The sequence below is a fragment of the Nonomuraea sp. NPDC050783 genome, assembly GCF_040802095.1.
Taxonomy (GTDB): domain Bacteria; phylum Actinomycetota; class Actinomycetes; order Streptosporangiales; family Streptosporangiaceae; genus Nonomuraea.
Genome location: NZ_JBFAHK010000002.1, coordinates 493558 through 510660 on the forward strand (window position 1 = coordinate 493558; position 17103 = coordinate 510660).

General features: G+C 74.3%; 13 protein-coding genes. 7 read left to right on the forward strand and 6 right to left on the reverse strand.

What is annotated here, in order from left to right; translation table 11 throughout:
- Positions 1-24 precede the first annotated feature (24 nt).
- Positions 25-483 carry a MerR family transcriptional regulator gene (locus AB0H75_RS07140; RefSeq protein ID WP_367791738.1) on the forward strand — a complete coding sequence of 153 codons (459 nt, stop codon included), beginning with the start codon at positions 25-27 and terminating at the stop codon, positions 481-483.
- On the opposite strand, the gene AB0H75_RS07145 is transcribed toward AB0H75_RS07140, so the two are convergent.
- A complete protein-coding gene (locus AB0H75_RS07145; RefSeq protein ID WP_367791741.1) occupies positions 461-1600 on the reverse strand; it encodes an acyl-CoA dehydrogenase family protein in 1140 nt (379 codons plus the stop codon). The genes AB0H75_RS07140 and AB0H75_RS07145 overlap by 23 nt on opposite strands.
- Entirely contained in the window at positions 1597-4992 is a 3396-nt protein-coding gene (locus tag AB0H75_RS07150) for an indolepyruvate ferredoxin oxidoreductase family protein (protein WP_367791744.1), read from the reverse strand. The genes AB0H75_RS07145 and AB0H75_RS07150 overlap by 4 nt, the downstream gene beginning before the upstream one ends.
- Positions 4993-5143: 151 nt before the next feature.
- Between AB0H75_RS07150 and AB0H75_RS07155 the strand changes: the two genes are divergently transcribed.
- Entirely contained in the window at positions 5144-5629 is a 486-nt protein-coding gene (locus AB0H75_RS07155; protein ID WP_367791746.1) for an Lrp/AsnC family transcriptional regulator, read from the forward strand.
- 65 nt (positions 5630-5694) lie between these two features.
- Here AB0H75_RS07155 and AB0H75_RS07160 read toward each other — a convergent pair whose 3' ends face one another.
- A complete protein-coding gene (locus AB0H75_RS07160; RefSeq protein WP_367792387.1) occupies positions 5695-7029 on the reverse strand; it encodes a hypothetical protein in 1335 nt (444 codons plus the stop codon).
- 425 nt (positions 7030-7454) lie between these two features.
- Here AB0H75_RS07160 and AB0H75_RS07165 point away from each other — a divergent pair, with 425 nt between their 5' ends.
- The 4 genes from AB0H75_RS07165 to AB0H75_RS07180 all read left to right on the forward strand — a co-directional run bounded on the left by AB0H75_RS07165 (position 7455) and on the right by AB0H75_RS07180 (position 10656).
- Positions 7455-8000, forward strand: coding sequence for an AAA family ATPase (locus AB0H75_RS07165; RefSeq protein ID WP_367791749.1), 546 nt, complete (start codon positions 7455-7457; stop codon positions 7998-8000).
- 10 nt (positions 8001-8010) lie between these two features.
- On the forward strand, positions 8011-8796 hold the full coding sequence (locus tag AB0H75_RS07170; protein ID WP_367791752.1) for a class I SAM-dependent methyltransferase: 786 nt from the start codon (positions 8011-8013) through the stop codon (positions 8794-8796).
- Between the two features lie 485 nt (positions 8797-9281).
- Positions 9282-10154, forward strand: coding sequence for a helix-turn-helix domain-containing protein (locus AB0H75_RS07175; RefSeq protein ID WP_367791755.1), 873 nt, complete (start codon positions 9282-9284; stop codon positions 10152-10154).
- Positions 10155-10452: 298 nt separating this feature from the next.
- The gene (locus tag AB0H75_RS07180; protein ID WP_367791758.1) at positions 10453-10656 is read left to right on the forward strand and encodes a DUF397 domain-containing protein; all 204 of its coding nucleotides are present in this window, start codon (positions 10453-10455) and stop codon (positions 10654-10656) included.
- 49 nt (positions 10657-10705) lie between these two features.
- On the opposite strand, the gene AB0H75_RS07185 is transcribed toward AB0H75_RS07180, so the two are convergent.
- The 3 genes from AB0H75_RS07185 to AB0H75_RS07195 all read right to left on the reverse strand — a co-directional run bounded on the left by AB0H75_RS07185 (position 10706) and on the right by AB0H75_RS07195 (position 15716).
- A complete protein-coding gene (locus AB0H75_RS07185) occupies positions 10706-11617 on the reverse strand; it encodes an alpha/beta hydrolase family protein (protein WP_367791761.1) in 912 nt (303 codons plus the stop codon).
- 76 nt (positions 11618-11693) lie between these two features.
- Positions 11694-14507: an AAA family ATPase gene (locus AB0H75_RS07190; protein WP_367791764.1), complete on the reverse strand. Its 2814-nt coding sequence runs from the start codon at positions 14505-14507 to the stop codon at positions 11694-11696.
- A gap of 210 nt (positions 14508-14717) precedes the next feature.
- Positions 14718-15716, reverse strand: coding sequence for a DUF5937 family protein (locus AB0H75_RS07195; RefSeq protein WP_367791767.1), 999 nt, complete (start codon positions 15714-15716; stop codon positions 14718-14720).
- A 59-nt stretch (positions 15717-15775) separates the two neighbouring features.
- Between AB0H75_RS07195 and AB0H75_RS07200 the strand changes: the two genes are divergently transcribed.
- Positions 15776-17023: an MFS transporter gene (locus tag AB0H75_RS07200; RefSeq protein ID WP_367791770.1), complete on the forward strand. Its 1248-nt coding sequence runs from the start codon at positions 15776-15778 to the stop codon at positions 17021-17023.
- Positions 17024-17103: the final 80 nt, after the last annotated feature.

Genomic DNA, 17103 nt, shown 5'->3' on the forward strand with positions numbered 1-17103 from the left:
GTCAGCGTGCCGGTTAATGTACACATGAAGTCAAGCGGGAGGGTGGCCATCGGCGAGCTGGCCCAACGGTTCGGCTTGGCCCCGCACGTGCTGCGGCACTGGGAGAGCATGGGCCTGCTGGAGCCCGCGCGGCGTGCCGGTGGCCGGCGCTGCTACGGGCCGGCGGACCTGGAGCGCGTGGCGTTGATCCTGATGGGCAAGGAAGCCGGCTTCACCCTGGGAGAGCTGCGCACGCTGCTGACCGCGCCCAGCCCGATGGACCACCGGGACCTGCTGCGCCGCCACGTCCAGGAGCTCGAACAGCGCATCTCACAGGCGCGGGCGGCCAAGGAGCTGATCGAGCACGCGCTCGCCTGCCCGCACAGCTTCGCCGAGTGCCGGCATGCTCGCGACCAGATCACCTCACGGATTCCTCAACGGGATGACGGGCCCGGATCGCCGGCCGAGGAGATGCCAGACGCTACTTGGCCAGGTGCCTGCTGATCACCAGCCGCTGGATCTGGTTCGTCCCCTCGAAGATCTGCATGATCTTGGCTTCGCGCATGTAGCGTTCGACGCGGAACTCGCGCGTGTAGCCGTACCCGCCGAAGACCTGCACCGCGTCCGTCGTCACCTTCATCGCCGTGTCCGTGGCGACCAGCTTGGCCACGCTCGCCTGCCGGCTGTACGGCAGCCCGGCGTCGCGGCGGCGGGCCGCGTCCAGGTACGTCGCCCGCGCGCTGTCCACGCCGGCGGCCATGTCCGCCAGCAGGAACCCCAGCCCCTGGTGGTCGATGATCTTCTTGCCGAACGTCCGCCGCTCCTTGGCGTAGGCCACCGCCTCGTCCAGCGCGGCCTGGGCCAGGCCGGTCGCGCAGGCGGCGATGCCGAGCCGGCCGGAGTCGAGGGCGCTGAAGGCGATCTGCAACCCCTGCCCCTCCTCGCCGATGAGCCGGTCGGGCTCCAGGAGCACGCCGTCGTAGTGGGCGGCGGTGGTCGGGACGGCGTGCAGGCCCATCTTCTCCTCCGGCCGCCCGAACGTCAGGCCCTCGGCGCGGCCCGGCGCGAGGAAGCAGGAGACGCCGCGCGAGCCGGTGCCGGTGCGGGCGAACAGCGCGTAGAAGTCGGCGATGCCGCCGTGCGTGATCCACGCCTTGTTGCCGGTGATCCGGTAGCCGTCCGCGACCCGCTCGGCTCGGCAGGCCAGCGCTCCGGCGTCGGAGCCGGCCTGCGGCTCCGACAGGCTGTAGCCGCCGACGAGCCGCCCGGCCAGCAGGTCCGGCAGCCAGCGCGCCCGCTGCTCGTCCGTGCCGTACGCCGCCACCGGGAAGCAGGCCAGCGTGTGCACGCTGGTGGCGACCGCCACGGCCGCCCACCGCATCGCCAGCTCCTCGATGACCTGCAGGTACACCTCGTACGGCTGCCCGCCGCCGCCCTGCTCCTCCGGGTACGGCAGCCCGAGCAGCCCCGCCTCGCCCAGCGTGGCGAACAGCCCGTCGGGGTAGGTTTCGGCGCGCTCGTGCTCGTCGACCCGGCGCGCGAGCTCCTTGTCGGCGATCTCGCGGGTCAGCTCGATGAGGTCGTGGGCGTCCTGGGTGGGCAGCAGCCGCTCGACTGTCACGCTTCCTCCTGACTCATGGCGAGTTCGTCCAGCCGCGCCAGCACGGCCGCGGCGCGCTCGCGGAACTCGGCGACCCGGGCCAGCTTGATGTCCTCGTACCCGCGGATCAGCTCCGGCAGGCCGGCCAGCTCGGCGACCGCGCCGGCGGCGGCGGGGGTGAGCCGGTCCAGGGCGGCGCGCACCAGCGCGCGGTACTCGCCCACCAGCTCGCGCTCGACGCGCCGCACCCTGGCCAGGCCGAACACGTCGAACGACGTCCCGCGCAGCACCCGGGCCGCGCGCAGCCCGCGGAACAACACCGGCGCCGAGCGGCGCAGCTCGATCTTGCGCTTCATGCCCATCGCGCGCAGCACCGGCGGGTGCAGCAGCACCGACACGCGGGCGTCCGCGCCGAACTCGCGCTCGCGCCGGGCCCGCTCGACCGGGTCGAGGTGGAGGCGGGCGACCTCGTACTCGTCCTTGTAGGCCATGAGCTTGTGCAGGCCGCGGGCGTAGGCGAGGGCGATCGCCGCGCCGGCCTCCTCGCCGGCGCGCTCGGTCGCCAGGCCGCCGACGCGGCGCACCTCCTCCTCGTACGAGCGGGCGTAGGCCGCGTTCTGGTAGCCGGTCAGGTCGGCGACCCGGACGGCCACCACCTCGTCCAGCTTCTCGGCCGGCTCCTCGGACGGGGGCAGCGCCGCCCGGCGCACCGCCTCGGGGTCGGCGACGGCGGCCCGGCCCCAGCGGAAGGCGGCCAGGTTCTGCTCGACCGAGGCCCGGTTGAGCGTGATCGCCCGCTCGATCGCCGCGGCGGACACCGGCAGCAGCCCCTCCTGGTAGGCGGCGCCGAGCAGCAGCAGGTTGGCCGGCATGTGGTCGCCGAACAGCGCCTCGGACAGCTCGTGCGCGTCCAGGCAGAACACGCCGCGTACGGCCTGCTCGACGCGGGCGACCGCGGCGGCGTGGCCCGGCACCGGCGCGCGGCCGGTCACCATGGCGGCGGTGGGCACGACGGAGGTGTTGAGCACGGCGGCGGTACGGTCCGGCGCGGCCACCGCCAGGTTGGCGTCGGAGGCCGCGCCCAGCACGTCGAAGCCGATCAGCACGTCCGCCAGGCCCCGCGAGGCGCGTACCGACCCGGCCAGCGGGCTCGGCGAGACGCGCACGTCGCTCACCACCGGGCCGCCCTTCTGCGCCAGGCCCGTCTGCTCCAGGCCGGCCGCGTGCAGCCCGTCGAGGTGGGCGGCCATCTGCAGGATCTGCGAGACGGTCACCACGCCGGTGCCGCCGATGCCGGGCATCCTGATCAGCACCTCGCCCCGGGGCCTGGCCTCCGGCTCGGGCGGGGTCACCGGCAGCGGCGGCGTCCTCCGGCTGACCGTCCCCGGCTCGACCAGCAGGAACGACGGGCAGTCGCCCTTGAGGCAGCTCAGGTCGGAGTTGCAGGAGGGCTGGTGGATGTGCGTCTTGCGGCCGAACTCGGTCTCGACCGGCTGCACCGACAGGCAGGTCGAGACCTCGCCGCAGTCGCCGCAACCCTCGCAGACCCGCTCGTTCACCACGACCTTGCGCGTGGGGGCGGGCAGCTTGCCGCGCTTGCGCAGCCGCCGCTCCTCGGCCGCGCACCGGTCGTCGTGGATGAGCACCGTCACCCCGTCGAGCGCCGCCAGCTCCCTCTCCGCCGCGGCCAGCTCGTCGCGGTGCCGCACGCTCGCGTTGGCCGCCAGCCGCACGCCCTTGTACGCCTCCGGCTCCGGCGTGGTGACCACGATCCGGCGCACGCCCTCCAGAGCCAGCTCGTGCGTGAGCGCGGGCACGTCCAGCCGCCCCTCGGCGCGCTGGCCGCCGGTCATGGCGACGGCGTCGTTGTAGAGCAGCTTGTACGTCATCGTCACCCCGGCCGCCACCGCCGCCCTGATCGCCAGGGAGCCGGAGTGGTGGAAGGTGCCGTCGCCGAGGTTCTGCACGAAGTGCCGGTCGTCGGTGAACGGCGACAGCCCGATCCACTGCGCGCCCTCGCCGCCCATCTGGGTGAGGCCGACCTGGGTGCCGCGGCCGTGCCCGTCCAGCGCGATCATCGCGTGGCAGCCGATGCCGACGCCGACCAGGGTGCCGTCGTCGGTGCGGGTGGAGGTGTTGTGGGGGCAGCCCGAGCAGAAGTACGGCGTGCGGGCCGCGACCAGCGGCAGGGACCTCGTCCTCCTGCTGGTCAGGGTCACCGCCGGGCGCGGCAGCCGGTCCGCGCCGACGCAGGTCGCGACGGCCTTGGCGACGTCCTCGGCCGTCAGCGTGCCGCGGGCGGTCAGCAGGTCCCGGCCGGAGACCGCCGGGGGGCGCTCGGCGCCGTACAGTGCCTGCTTGACCTGGCCCTCCAGGAACGGCACCTTGTCCTCGACCACCAGCACCCGCTCCAGGTCGGCGGTCATGGCGGCCAGGTCGTCGTACGCGAGCGGGAACGGCATCGCCAGCCGGATCAGCCGCAGCCCCAGCTCGTCCCGGGCCCGCTCGTCCAGGCCGAGGTCGGCGAGGGCGCGCAGGAGCACCGCGTACGTGGTGCCGGAGGCCACGATGCCGAGCCTGGTGCCGTCCGCGCCGGACATGACCCGGTTGAGCCCGTGCTCGCGGGCGTAGGCGCGGGCCAGGTCGAGGCGGCGGGTGAACAGGTCGTGCTCGGCGTCCAGCGCGGCCGGGCCGAGCAGGACCGGGGCCGGCTTGGCCGGGACGCGCGCCGGCTCGGGGATGCCCGCGCGCAGCGGGCCGAGGTCCACGGTGGCCGAGGCGTCCGCGATGTCGGCGACGATCTTCAGCCCCGCCCACAGGCCGGTGGCGCGGGACAGGGCCACCGCGTGCAGGCCGAACTCGATGATCTCCGCGACCGAGCCCGGCGCCAGCAGCGGCAGCGACAGGCTCTGGCACATCGGCTCGCACGAGCTGGGCAGCGTGGAGGACTTGCAGCCGGGGTCGTCGCCGATCCAGGCCACGGCGCCGCCGAGCGGGGCGGCGCCGGAGACGTTGGCGTGCCGGATGGCGTCGGCGGCGCGGTCCAGGCCGGGGTTCTTGCCGTACCAGAAGCCGGTGACGCCCTCGTGGCGGCGGCCGGGCACCTGGCCCAGCAGCTGGGTGCCGGCCACCGCCGTGGCGGCCAGCTCCTCGTTCAGGCCGGGGCGGAACACCACGCCCGCCTCCTCCAGGAACCGCGCCGCCCGCCCCATCTCCAGGTCCACGCCGCCCAGCGGCGAGCCCTGGTAGCCGGAGACGAACGCCCGCGTGTCCAGCCCCCGCTCCCGGTCCAGCCGGCGCTGCTCCAGTGTCAGGCGGACCAGGGCCTGAACGCCCGAGATCAGCACCCTGCCGTCCCGTGCCGCGTACTTGTCGTCGAGCGACACGGGGGTGGGAGTCACGCTCGCGCCCACGCGTACCTCCTGGCTTCGTCCGTTGTGATTCCCAGCACAGCAATCCGGGCTGGTATGCGCAAGTATTAGATGAGAAGGTGCGCCGAAGACGCAAACAATATGAGGCGCCCGGCTCGACGGCCGGTCTTCTTTGCGCCTCACGTGCGCTCAAGTGCGCCTCAAGGAGGTGATCGGCGTGCCCGACGTGGACGACATCGACCATCACGTGCTGCGGCTGCTGCGGGAGGACGGCCGCAGGACGTTCTCCGAGATGGCGGAGCTGATCGGCCTGTCGGTGGCGGCGGTCAAGCGGCGGGTCGACCGGCTGCGCGACCTCGGCGTGATCAAGGGCTTCACCGTGCAGATCGACTACGCCAAGCTGGGGTGGGGCATCGAGGCGTTCACCGAGCTGCGCTATCCGGGGACGACGCCGGTCAGCGAGATCGTCCGCACCGCGACCGAGGTGCCCGAGGTGCAGGCGGTCTTCACCATCGCCGGCGACCCGGACGCGCTGATCCATGTACGGGTGCGCGACCTCGGCCACCTCCAGCAGGTCATCGACCGGCTGCGGCGGGCCGGGGACGTCACGGGCACCAAGACGCTGCTGGTGCTCGGGTCGTGGACGCGGGACTCGCTCGCGCCGCCACGTACCCGATGACGATCCCGGTGACGGTCCCGGTGACGGCCGCCGTGACGGTTCCCGTGACGGACCCGGCGCGGTCCTCAGGAGGTCCTTCCCGCGCGGTCGCGCCGGCCGAGGGCGCGGATCAGCAGGCCGACCGCGACCAGGACCGGGATGCCGAGCGCCATCATCCACAACGAGACGCCCGTCACCGGCAGGCCGCCCAGGGCGGCGGCGCCCCGTGCCGCGCCGCCCCCCTGCGGGGACTCCGGCCCGCCGGCCGCCGCGGGTTCGGGGGCGGGACCGGGGTCGGGGCCGGGCAGCGCGACGGCCGGACGGCGGGGCTCGTCGTGCGGGGCCTCCATGGGCATGGCGGGGGCGGCGGCGGGCAGCCCGCCCCCGGACAGCTCGCCCCCGGGTAGCCCGCCGGGCAGCCCCCCGGCCGGCGCGCCGCCGGGCGCCGGTGGGGCCTCGGCGGGCTCCGGCGCGGGCTCGATTCTGGTGGAGGCGCAGGAGCGGTTGTCGGTGAGGTCGCGGTCGTGGCCGGACGCGCGGACGACGGCGCAGTTCTCGAACGGGGCGCCGCGGCCCGGCGCGATGGCGAGGGCGAGCGTCCTGGCCTCGCCCGGGGCCAGGGCGCCGAGCTCACAGACGACGACCGGGCCGCTGCCCGGGCACTCGGCGGCGGGACGGTCGGTGACCGTGCCGCCGGGGCCGCGGTCGCGGCTGCGGACCCTGACGCCGGTGGCCTGGGAAGGGCCGTGGTTGGTGACCGTGAGCGTGTAGCCGATGACGTCACCGGCGTTCACGGCGGGCGGGGCGGCCATGACCAGCTCCACGTCGGTGACCGCGCGGGCCGGGACGGCGAGCAGCGAGGCGTCGCCCGGGGCGCGGGCGGCGACGGCCTCGGCGCGCGCGATGACGTCCGAGCCGTCGGGCAGCGACGGGTCCACGGTGACCGGGATCTCGTAGGTCACGTCCTGGCCGGCGGGGAGCGTCGTGCCGAGGCCGCCGCAGGTGACCGTCCGGCCGGCGCGGCCGCAGTCGCGGGGGAGGCGGGGGACCGGGGTGAGGGCCGGGTCCAGGACGTCGGTGACGGTGACGTCCTGGGCGTCCGCGTCGCCGGTGTTCGTGACGGTTATCCTGAGGGTGGCGCCCTCGCCGGCCACCAGGGGTTGCGGCGCGAAGGACTGGACCACGCGGAGCCGGGGCCCGTCACCGGCCGGCTGGCCACCCGGCGGCGGCTCCTCCGTCCCCGGGCCACCCGCCCCCGTGCCGTTGAGCCGCGAGTTGTCGAGCCGCGAGCCGTCGAGGCGGGAGCCGTCGAGGCGGGAGCCGTCCGGTCGCGAGCCGTCCAGACGTGGGCCGTCCAGACGCGGGCCGCCGGAGCGCGGGCCGCCCGGCCGCGAGCGATCCGGCCACGGGAACGGCTCCACCGGCAACGTGCCAGGCGACCGTCCCGGCGATCGGCTCGATGACTGTCCCGACCCGAGGCTCCCGGCCTTCGCCAGGCTCCCGCTCCGCGCCGCTCCCGAAGCCGGCCTCTCCGACGACTCCGGCGTTCCCGCCCTGCGTGCCATCTCGGGACGCCCGCTCCGCGCGGGTTGGTCCACCACCAGCCCGCCGGCCGCACCGGTCGCGCCGACCGCACCGGCCGCGCCCCCGCTCCCCAGCGCTGCGAACGCGACGACCGCCGCGATCCCCGGCATGCCCATTCCGCCCCGTCCCCTCGCGCGAACGCGCCGTAGTGCCCGGCCCGGCCCGGCCCCGATCCTCCTCCCTCCGCCTCCCGCCCGCCTCCGACATGACCCACTCTTTGCCCGGCGACCCCGCCAGGGCGACCACGCCAAGGAGAGCACCCATGAAGCGCTACATCCTCACCGGCGCCCCCGGCTCCGGCAAGACGGCGATCCTCCGCGCGCTGGAGCGCGACGGCTATCCGGTCGTCGAGGAAGCCGCCACCGACGTCATCGCCCTGCGCCAGGCCCTGGGCGATCCCGAGCCCTGGACGGTCCCGTCCTTCCTGGAGGAGATCGTCGCCCTCCAGCGCCACCGCCAGGAACGCGCGGCAGCCGTCCCGGGGACCGTCCACGTCCACGACCGCTCGCCCGTCTGCACCTACGCCCTCGCCGTGTACCTCGGCCACCCCGTCCCCCCGGCCCTGTCCCGGGAGCTGGACCGCGTCCGCGCCCACCGCGTCTACGAGCGGACAGTCCTCTTCGTCGAGAACCTCGGCTTCGTCACCCCGACCGAAGCCCGCCGCATCACCTTCGAGGACGCGCTCCGCTTCGAGCGCGTCCACCGCGACGCCTACACCTCGCTCGGCTACGACTGCGTCCCGATCGCCCCAGGCCCGCTGCCGGCCCGCGTCGCGGAGGTCGAGACCCGGCTGGGCCCCTGGGCGTAGTGTCGATCACATGACGGTCACCGCCCGCTACGACGCCGTCGCCGACTTCTACGCCGACGGCTGGACCGGCACCGACGACCCCGCCACCACCGGCCTGCTCACCCTCCTGGGCCCGGTCCGGGGCACCCGCGTCCTGGAGATCGCCTGCGGCCACGGCAGGGTGACCCGCGAGCTGGCCCGCCGTGGCGCCACGGTCGTCGGCGTCGACGTCTCCGCCCCGCTCATCGAGAAGGCCCGAGCCGCGGAACGCGAGAGCCCGCTCGGCATCGACTACCTCCACGCCGACATCACGGCGCCGCCGCGGCCGTGGTCCACCGCCGCCCCCTACGACGCGGTGGTGTGCGCCTTCGGCTTGTCCGACATCGATGACCTGGACGCCGCGGTCACCGCCGCCGCCGACGTCCTCCGCCCCGGCGGCACGTTCACCTGCGCGATCCTCCATCCGTGCTTCCCCGGCGGACGCGACGTCTCCGGCTCCTGGCCCCCGGACGGCCGCTACCACGACGAAGGCTGGTGGCGGGCCGGCGCCGAGCTCAGCTCCCTCCGCCGCCAGGTCGGCGCCAACCACCGCACCCTGTCCACCTACCTCAACACCCTCCGCCGTCACGACCTGTGGCTGGACGTCCTCTCCGAGCCCGAGCCGCCCGCCGCCTGGTCCACGACCCGCCCGGACGCCGCCTGCCATCCCGCGTTCCTCGTCCTGCGCTGCGTGAGGAGAGCGGGCGACGGCGCCGCTCAGGAAGCGCCGGGGGCCGGCGGGTCCGGTGGCCGCACGGCTCCCGTGGCGGAGAGGTAAGCGGCGAAGCCCATGAGGGCGGCCATGAAGGATCCCCCCGCGGCCGCCAGGGCGGCAAGCGGCTCCGCGCCGAGCTCCCTGGTCAAGGAGAACGTGAGCAGTCCGGCGATGAGGGCCGTCTCGAGGGCGTGGGCGAGCCAGTGCAGGACGTGTCTACTGTGGATCATGATGAAGAACATCTCTCCTTCGGTGACGTGAAGCGCGGGCGGGCCGCACGGCCAGGTCCTGCTCTCACGTCGTTGTCGAGTGGCGAAGGACGTGCTGCTCCATCGGAGAGCGTCCAGGGACGGCCATGACCGGTGAGTCGTGCCCGCCGTTGCGCGAACGGGAATCTCCTCTTCGAGAGGTTCATCCGTGCTCCCGAGGGTATGCTGTGCAATGCACGGCGGGAATCCCGCCGGGAAGAATCCAGGTACATCTATCGAGATAGTGACATACCGTCGCTACGCACATACCAGTGCAGGTGACCGCTAGGGAGACGTCGTATGGCTCACGGAAGCCCCACTGTCTTTCGGCGCCGCCTGGTGACGGAGCTCCGGCGGAGACGCGATGCGCTCGGGCTGAGCGGGCCTCGCGTCGCCCAGGAGCTGGGCTGGTCCACCTCCAAGATCTCCAGGTTGGAGAAAGGGCAGATCGTCCCGGGCGCCAAGGACGTGCAAGCTCTGCTGGATCTCTACGAGATGCCGGAGCCGGGCCGGTCGCGACTTCTCGGCCTGGTGCCATTGGCTTCGGCCCCCGAATGGTGGGAGAAGTATTCGGATGCCATTGCCGAGAGTTACGCGAGTCTTCTCGGATTCGAAAGCGGGGCCGAGGAGCGGTGGGAGTGGCAGTCGCTGGTGCTGCCGGGGAGGCTGCAGACCGAGGAATACGCCCGGGCGATCATCGGTAATGGCGTCTTCGGTGAGCTCTCGCCCCGACAGGTCAAACGTCTCGTCGAGCTGCGAATGGAGCGGAAGAACAGGCTCAGAAACGACGCCCTGTTGACCTCAAGGGTGATCGTCGACGAGTCCGTCCTGTCCAGGAGAATCGGGGACGGGGCGGTTATGCGGGAGCAGATGCGGCATCTGCGGGAATTGGCCGGCGAGAACGGGCTGGATCTGCAGGTCCTCCTCCACAGCCGGGGCCTGCCGGCGCCGGTCCCCTGCTTCGTCCTGCTGAGGTTCCCCGTGGTCGAGGGTCTGGGGGAGCTCTATCCCGACGTCCTGTACGTGGAGGATGAGGTGGGAGGGAGGCTCGACGAGGACGAGATGCGGGCGCATCGCTACCTCGTCGTCTTCGAGAAGTTCTCCAAAGTGGCCCTGGACCCGCGGGAATCCGTTCGTCTCATCGAGGAGTGGGAAAGGAAATGGGCCGTCTGAACGCAGGCTCCCGGACCTGCCGCGGCGCTGTCGGTGCGAATGAATCCGCAAAAGCGTCCATCGGCGTGCCGCAGTCCCGGCCATAACTCGCGGCCGGGCCGCGCGCGATTCGATGTCCTCCGCCTGCGAGGACGCCGGGTGAGGGCCCGACCGGTATAAACGGACCTTGTCCTTTTGGGTCCCCGGAAGTCCGGCAAGTGTATCCTTGATACAACTCGACACCTCGCGCCCCTTGCGAAACAAGGTAAGAAATGGGCGTCCTCGGATGCCTCTGCCTCAAAATGAGAGAGGTGGAGAAATGCAACAGATGATCGACCCTGCCGCTGGCCGCTGGCGCAAGAGCAGCCACAGCATGGTGAACGGCGACTGTGTCGAGGTCGCGCTGTTCGCCGACGGCCACGTGGGGCTTCGTGACTCCAAGAACCCGTCAGGTGGCGTCATCGTCCTGTCCGCCGGAGATTACGCGGGTTTCCTCGAAGCCATCAAGCAGGGGAACGTATAGCGAGCGAGGGCGGCGGCCGCGATGGAGCGGCCGCCGCCCTCTCAGGTGGTCAGCCGTTCGGGCAGGTGTCGCGGTACTCGGAGATGGCGATGCTTCGGGGGGCGGGGCAGAGGAACTGGTCGTAGCGGGTGTCGTCGTCCACCCAGCGCTTCAGCCAGGCCACCATCGACTTGGCCATCGTGGTGTTCGTGATGTTCGGGAAGAAGTGGCTGGCGCCGGCCAGCTCCAGGTACGCCTTCTCCGACGAGGCCGGGATGCTGGAGTAGAAGGGCTCCGAGTGGGTGGCGACCGGGGCGACGGTGTCGGCCTGGCCGCCGATGATCATGGTGGGGACGCGGATGCCGGACCAGGTCTTGTCGGTGTTCCACGGCGCGAGCGGGACGGCGGCCTGCAGGGACGGGCGGGAGTTGGCGGCTTCCAGCGTGCCGCCGCCGCCCATCGAGTGTCCGGCCACCGCCAGCCGCGAGGCGTCGATGCGGCTGCGGATCGTGGTCGAGCTCCGCTCCGTCAGGTAGTCGAGGGCGGCCAGGAGCTGGCGGCCGCGGCTGGCGGGCTGGTCGTAGATGGTGTTGGTCTCGATGCCGATGACCACGAAGCCGTGCGAGGCGATCCGCGGGCCGAGCCAGGCCAGGCTGGACCAGGTGGCGGTGTAGCCGGGCGAGATCGCGATCGCGCCGAACGTCCCCTGGCTGGTGTCGGTCGGGTAGTAGATCACGCCGCCGCCGAACCCGCTGACGCTGATGGAGGAGACGCTCTGCTGCGCGGTGGCGAACGGGCCGCGGCTCGCCTCCAGCAGGGCGTCCGTGGGGTTCGGGCCGCGCTCGTACGGGCTGGCGGCCTGGGCCGGCGAGGCGGTCGCGAGGCCGCCGGCGACGAGGGCGGCCGCGAGGGCGAGCTTGGTCAACGTTCGCGCGCCGAGGCGGGGGGTGGAGAGCTGCACGTCGTCATACTCCCTGCTCATTGGGGGGTTACTGCTGTACTCCGCCATTGTTGGGACGGGCAGTCAGACGTGCATCGGTGAAATCACCGGTTCGCGTTCAGGAAATGAACAGGCGGGTCAGCTCCACGCGGGAGCGGACGCCGAGGCGGCTGAAGATGTTGCGCAGGTGGTGCTCGACGGTGCGGCGGCTCAGGAAGAGCTGCTCGGCGATCTCCTTGTTGGTGGCGCCGCCGGCCACCATGCGGGCGATCTGGAGCTGCTGGGCGGTGAGGGCGTCGGCCGTCACCGAGGCGGCGGCGGGGCGGGTCACGTCGCCGGAGGCACGCAGCTCGGTCCTGGCCTGGTCGGTCCACAGGCGGGCGCCGTACCGCTCGAAGGTCTCCAGCGCCGCGTGGAGGTGGTCGCGCGCCGCGCCCGGGCGGCGCTCGCGGCGCAGGAAGCTGCCGTAGAGGAGGCGGGTGCGGGCCGCCTCGAACTCGCACAGGCCCCGCGCGTGCAGGTCCAGCGCCTCGCGGAACAGCTCCTCGCCCTCGCCGGGCGGGGCGAGCAGCGCGCGGCAGCGGGTCGTGAGCGCGCGCAGGTCGGGGCTGCGGGTGCTGCCGACCCAGCGTTCGAGCACGCGCAGCGCGGACGCCGCCCGCTCGTGGTCACCGGTACGGGCGCACGCCTCGATCAGGTGCGGCGTGGCCATGACCCGGACGACGACGTGGTTGTTGCGCCGCCGGGCCCGCAGGCGCCGGGCGGCGTCGGCCGGGCGGCCCGCGGCCAGGTCGAGGCAGGCCAGCGCCCAGTTGCCGAGGGCGCCGGCCAGGCCGAGGTCGTGGGCGTCGGCCAGGTCGATGACGGAGCCGGCGCGTACCCGGCAGGTCTCCTGGTCGCCCTCGACGGCCGCGGTGATCGCCAGCCAGGCCAGGTGCAGGGCCGCGGTGTTGAGCTGGCCGGTCTCCTGCGCCAGGCGCAGCCCGCGGGTGGCCGTCTCGGTGACCGCCGCGTAGCGGCCCGTCCAGTAGTCCGGGTAGATCATGTACTCCAGGAGCTGCGGGACGGCGGAGGCGGCCCCGCGGATGCGGGCGAACTCGACGGCGCGCGCCGACAGGCGGTGGGCTATGGCGTCCTCGCCGAGCACCATGCTGGCCACGCACGCCCAGACCAGCACGGACGGGTCCCGTACCGGCCCGGCCAGCTCGACCACCCGCCGCAGCGGGCCGACGGCCTCCTGGTGCAGGCCGCTGAAGGTGGCGGCCATCCCGGTCAGGTACTCGAACATCAGCTCCGCCGGGGCCGTCTCGTCCGGGCGGCGCAGGGCGGCGGCCCGGCGGGCGATCGCGATGAACGCCTTGTTGTCGCCGGCGCGGTAGCTGGCGTCGGCCGCCCGGACGAGGGCCCGGATGCCGAGCACGCGGTGGTCGCCGTCCAGCAGCCGGCCGGCGGCGGCCAGCAGCTCCTCGCGCGCGCTGCCCGGCTCGCCGCGCAGCAGCTCCAGGTTGCCGTGCAGGAGCTGGACGTGGCCGCGCAGCTCCTCCGGAGTGGCGAGGTCGGGGGAGATGAGGGAGGGGAGCCGGGCCAGGAGGGAACGGGCGGCCTGCGGGCGGCCCGAGGTCCAGGCGTGGCGGGCCGCGGCGGCCAGGCGCTCGGCCTTGACGATGGGGTGGCGGGCCAGGTCGGCGGCGCGTTCCATGGCCAGGTACGGCTCCGGATGGTCCTCCAGCGGGCGGGCGCCCAGGGCGGCGGCGGCCAGCTCGTCGGCCAGGCGCTCGGCGGGGCCGTCGAGGGCCCAGGCGCGGTGCCAGGCCAGGCGCAGCCGCTTGGCGGGCTCGCCGGCCGGCGTGGGGCCGTCCTGGCGGAGGAGGGTCGCGAGGACGCGGTGGGCCTGCCGGCGCTCGGACAGGGAGGCGCCGTGGTAGGCGACCGCCCTCATGGCCGGGTCGCGGAAGGCGTAGCGGTCGCCGGTGGAGCGCAGGACGCCGGCGCGCTCGGCCGGCTCCAGGGCGGTCAGGGCGCAGGCGGGGCTGGCGGCGCGGAGCAGGGTGGCCACGTCCAGGGCGGGGTCGGCGGCGACCAGGAGCAGGAGGTGGCGGGTCTCCTCGGGGAGGGCCGCGAGGAGGGCGGCGTGCTCGCGCCACAGACGGCCGGAGCGGGGCAGGGTCGCGGGCGGGGCGGCGATGCCGGCGAGCTGGTCGGGGGTGAGGGAGGTGATCAGCTCGGTGAGGGCCAGGGGGTTGCCCTGGGCGATGGCGTGGAGCGCGGCGAGCAGGTCCTCGGGCGGGCGGTGCTCGGGCGTCAGGTCCGCTGCCAGCTCCCGGGCGGCCTCCATGCCGAGGCCCTGGAGCACGCGCACCGGCACCCCTTCGAGCAGGGCGGGCCCGGAGCCGGGCGGGCCGGGGTCGCGGGCGGTGAACAGCAGGGCGACGCGGGTGCCGGACAGCCGGCGGGCCGCGAACGCGAGGGCGTCCCGGCTGGCCGGGTCCAGGCGGTCCACGTCGTCCACGCACGCCAGCACGGGGCGTTCGGCGGTGGCGACCGCCGACAGCAGGCCGAGCACGGCGGCGGGCAGGGCCAGGCCGGGAGCCACCGCACCGGACTCCAGCGCCGCGCGCAGGGCGAGGGCCTGCGGGCCGGGCAGCTCGGCCGCCGCCTCGGCCACCGGTCCCAGCAGGCCGTGCAGGCCCGCGTACGGCAGCCGCGACTCCGCCGCCACGCCCGACACCCGCAACACGTGGAAACCGTCCGCCGCCGCACGGGTGGCGGCGGCGTCGAGCAGCGCCGTCTTGCCGATCCCCGCCGCGCCCACCAGTAACAACGCCCCGCCCCGCCCGTCGCGGGCGTCGTCGAGCAGGCGCAGCAGCACGTTCTCCTCGTCGTCGCGCCCGCGGAGCAGGGGCGAGCGGGCGGAGTCCGGACCCGGTGACACGCCACCAGTGTTACGTGCATGTGTCATCACTGAAAGAGGCGGAGTCAAGAGACCGGTGATTTCCCCGATATCCGTGGGTTTGGGCCGCCTGAGGTGCGATTTCCGCAGGTCCGCGCCGTTCCGGGCCGCGTGCCGTTCTGGGCCCCGTGACGGGGGCGGGGCCTTCGACGCGGGGCTTCGGCGCGGGGCTTCGGCGCGGGGTGGGCGCGCTCAGTCGCCGGCCAGGGCCTCGCCCAGAGGAGTGCGCTCGTAGCGTACGGATCGGCCGGTACGCGTCCGCGTGACCAGGCCGGATGCGCGCAGCACGGCCAGGTGGCCGCCGACCGCGCCCAGGCTGAGCCCAAGCCGGCGGACCAGTTGCGTGGTCGTCGCCGGCACCGCGAGCGCCCGCAGCACCTGCGCGCGGTGCGGGCCGACCAGCCGCGCCAGCGCCGCCGCACCGCCCTGCGGGGGCGGCGGCCCGAGCAGGTCCGCGACGCCACGGGCCGGATACACCAGGGCGTACGGCCAGGGCGGCTCGACGTAGCTGATGAGGGTGCCGAAGACGGTCGGCATCAGCAGCAGCCCCTTGCCGCCCAGCCGGTGCCGCTCCCACGCGTCGCGCGGGCCGGTACGCACCTCGATCACGCCGTCGGCCCCCTCGGCGCGCCAGCTCACCCGGGGATCCAGGTCGGACAGCGCCGCGGCCCAGCCGTACATGGCCAGGTGACCGGCCCGGTGCACCAGGTCGCGCTCCAGCACCGTACGCAGCCGCGGCCAGTCGGGCTCGACCAGCGCGTGCCAGGTCGCCTCCATCGCGTCCGAGAGCCGGGTGAGCACGTCCGGGGCGGCCAGGATCCGCTGGACGTGGCGCGGCGGCGTACGCAGCCCGACCAGGTTGCGGGCGATCTCCGCGCGGACCTGGCGCAGCGGGGTCGCCCGCACCGCGGCGAGCTCGGCGGCGAGGTCACCACCGGGGCCCGGAGGCGGGGGCTGGATGAAGTCGGCGTTGTAGCCGCCGCGGCGCAGCAGCGTCGCCAGCGCCGCGACCGCGGGCGTCTCGTGGAGCAGCCGCGCGTACCGCGGCGCGATGCGCGCCGCCCAGGGCCGCAGCGGCCCGGCCGGCTGCTTGCCCGCCGCGACCCGCAGCGCGTTCATCGCTTCGCCCAGCGGCGAGATCGCGTAGCGGGTGTGCGCCACGTCGAGCGGCCCCACTTCGATGGCCAGCATCTTTCGCCTCCACACGAAAGCCTAACGGTCCTGCCCGCACCGCCCCGAGACTGGCCGGCATGACGACACCCCAGGCCGCACCGGCGCGGGCCGCCTACCGCGAGGTGTTCGCGGTGGGCGAGTTCCGCGTGCTGTTCGCCGGCTACACGCTCTTCCTCGGTGGCGAGACGGTGAAGATGCTCGCGCTCTCGGTGACCGTCTACGCCGGCACCGGCTCGTCCCTGCTGGCCGCGCTGGCCTACGTCGCCGGCTTCCTCCCCTACGCCCTCGGCGGCACGCTGCTGCTGGCGTACGCCGACCGGTGGCCGCCGCGGGCCGTGATGGCCGGCTACGACCTGGTCCGCGCCGCGGTCGCCGCGGTGCTCGCCGCCGGGCTGCTCCCTCCGGCCGCCACGCTCGTGCTGGTGCTCGTCGCCGGCGTCCCCGGCGCGGTCGCCGCGGCGGCACGCAGCGCGCTGCTGCCCGACCTGCTCGACGGCGACCGGTACGTGCTCGGCCGGGCCGTGTTCTCCATGGCCGCCGGCGGCACGCAGGTGCTCGGCTTCGCCGCGGGCGGGCTGCTGATCGCGGCGCTCGGCCCGTACGGCGCGCTCTGGATCACCGTGGCGAGCTGCCTGCTGTCGGCCGCGCTGCTGCGCCTGCGGCTGGCCGGGCGGCCGGGCCGCGGTGCGGCCACAGGGCACGCGGTACGCCAGACCTGGCGCGTCAACCGCGCGCTGCTGCGCCGGCCGGCGGTCCGCTCGCTGCTGCTGGCCCAATGGCTGCCGCCCGCGCTCGTGGTCGGCGCCGAGGGCGTGCTCGTCCCGTACGCCGCCCGGATCGGCATGCCGGACTCGGCCGGGCTGCTGTTCGCCGCCGTGGCGCTCGGCATGCTCGCCGGCGACCTCACGATCGGCCGGCTGGTCACCCCGGAACGACGGGAACGGCTGGCCGGGCCGCTGGCACTGCTGCTCGGCGCGCCGCTGCTCGGGTTCGTGCTCTCACCCGGGCCGGTCACCGCGGCGCTGCTGCTCGCCGTGTCCGGATTCGGGGTGGCGTACCAGCTGGGACTGGCCCGGCGCTTCCTGGAGGCGGTGCCGGAGGCGCACCGGGGCCAGGCCTTCGGGCTGGCGCTGACCGGGACCATGACGTCACAGGGCCTGTTCGCGGCCGGTGGCGGGGCCCTGGGCGAGGTGACAGCGCCCGGCCTGGCCGTCGGCGCGGCGGGCGCGGCGTCCCTGCTGGCCGTCCTGGGCCTCTGGCGTGTGCTGGCGCCGCTGGCGGCGTGGGAGGGCACCGCCTCCTGCGCCCAGGCAGGCGGGCGATGACCGCGCGGTGACAGGAAAGTCGCCGTTGACCTGCTGTGCTGCGGAGGTCGTGCCGGGGTGAAGGCTTTAGGCTGTGGGAA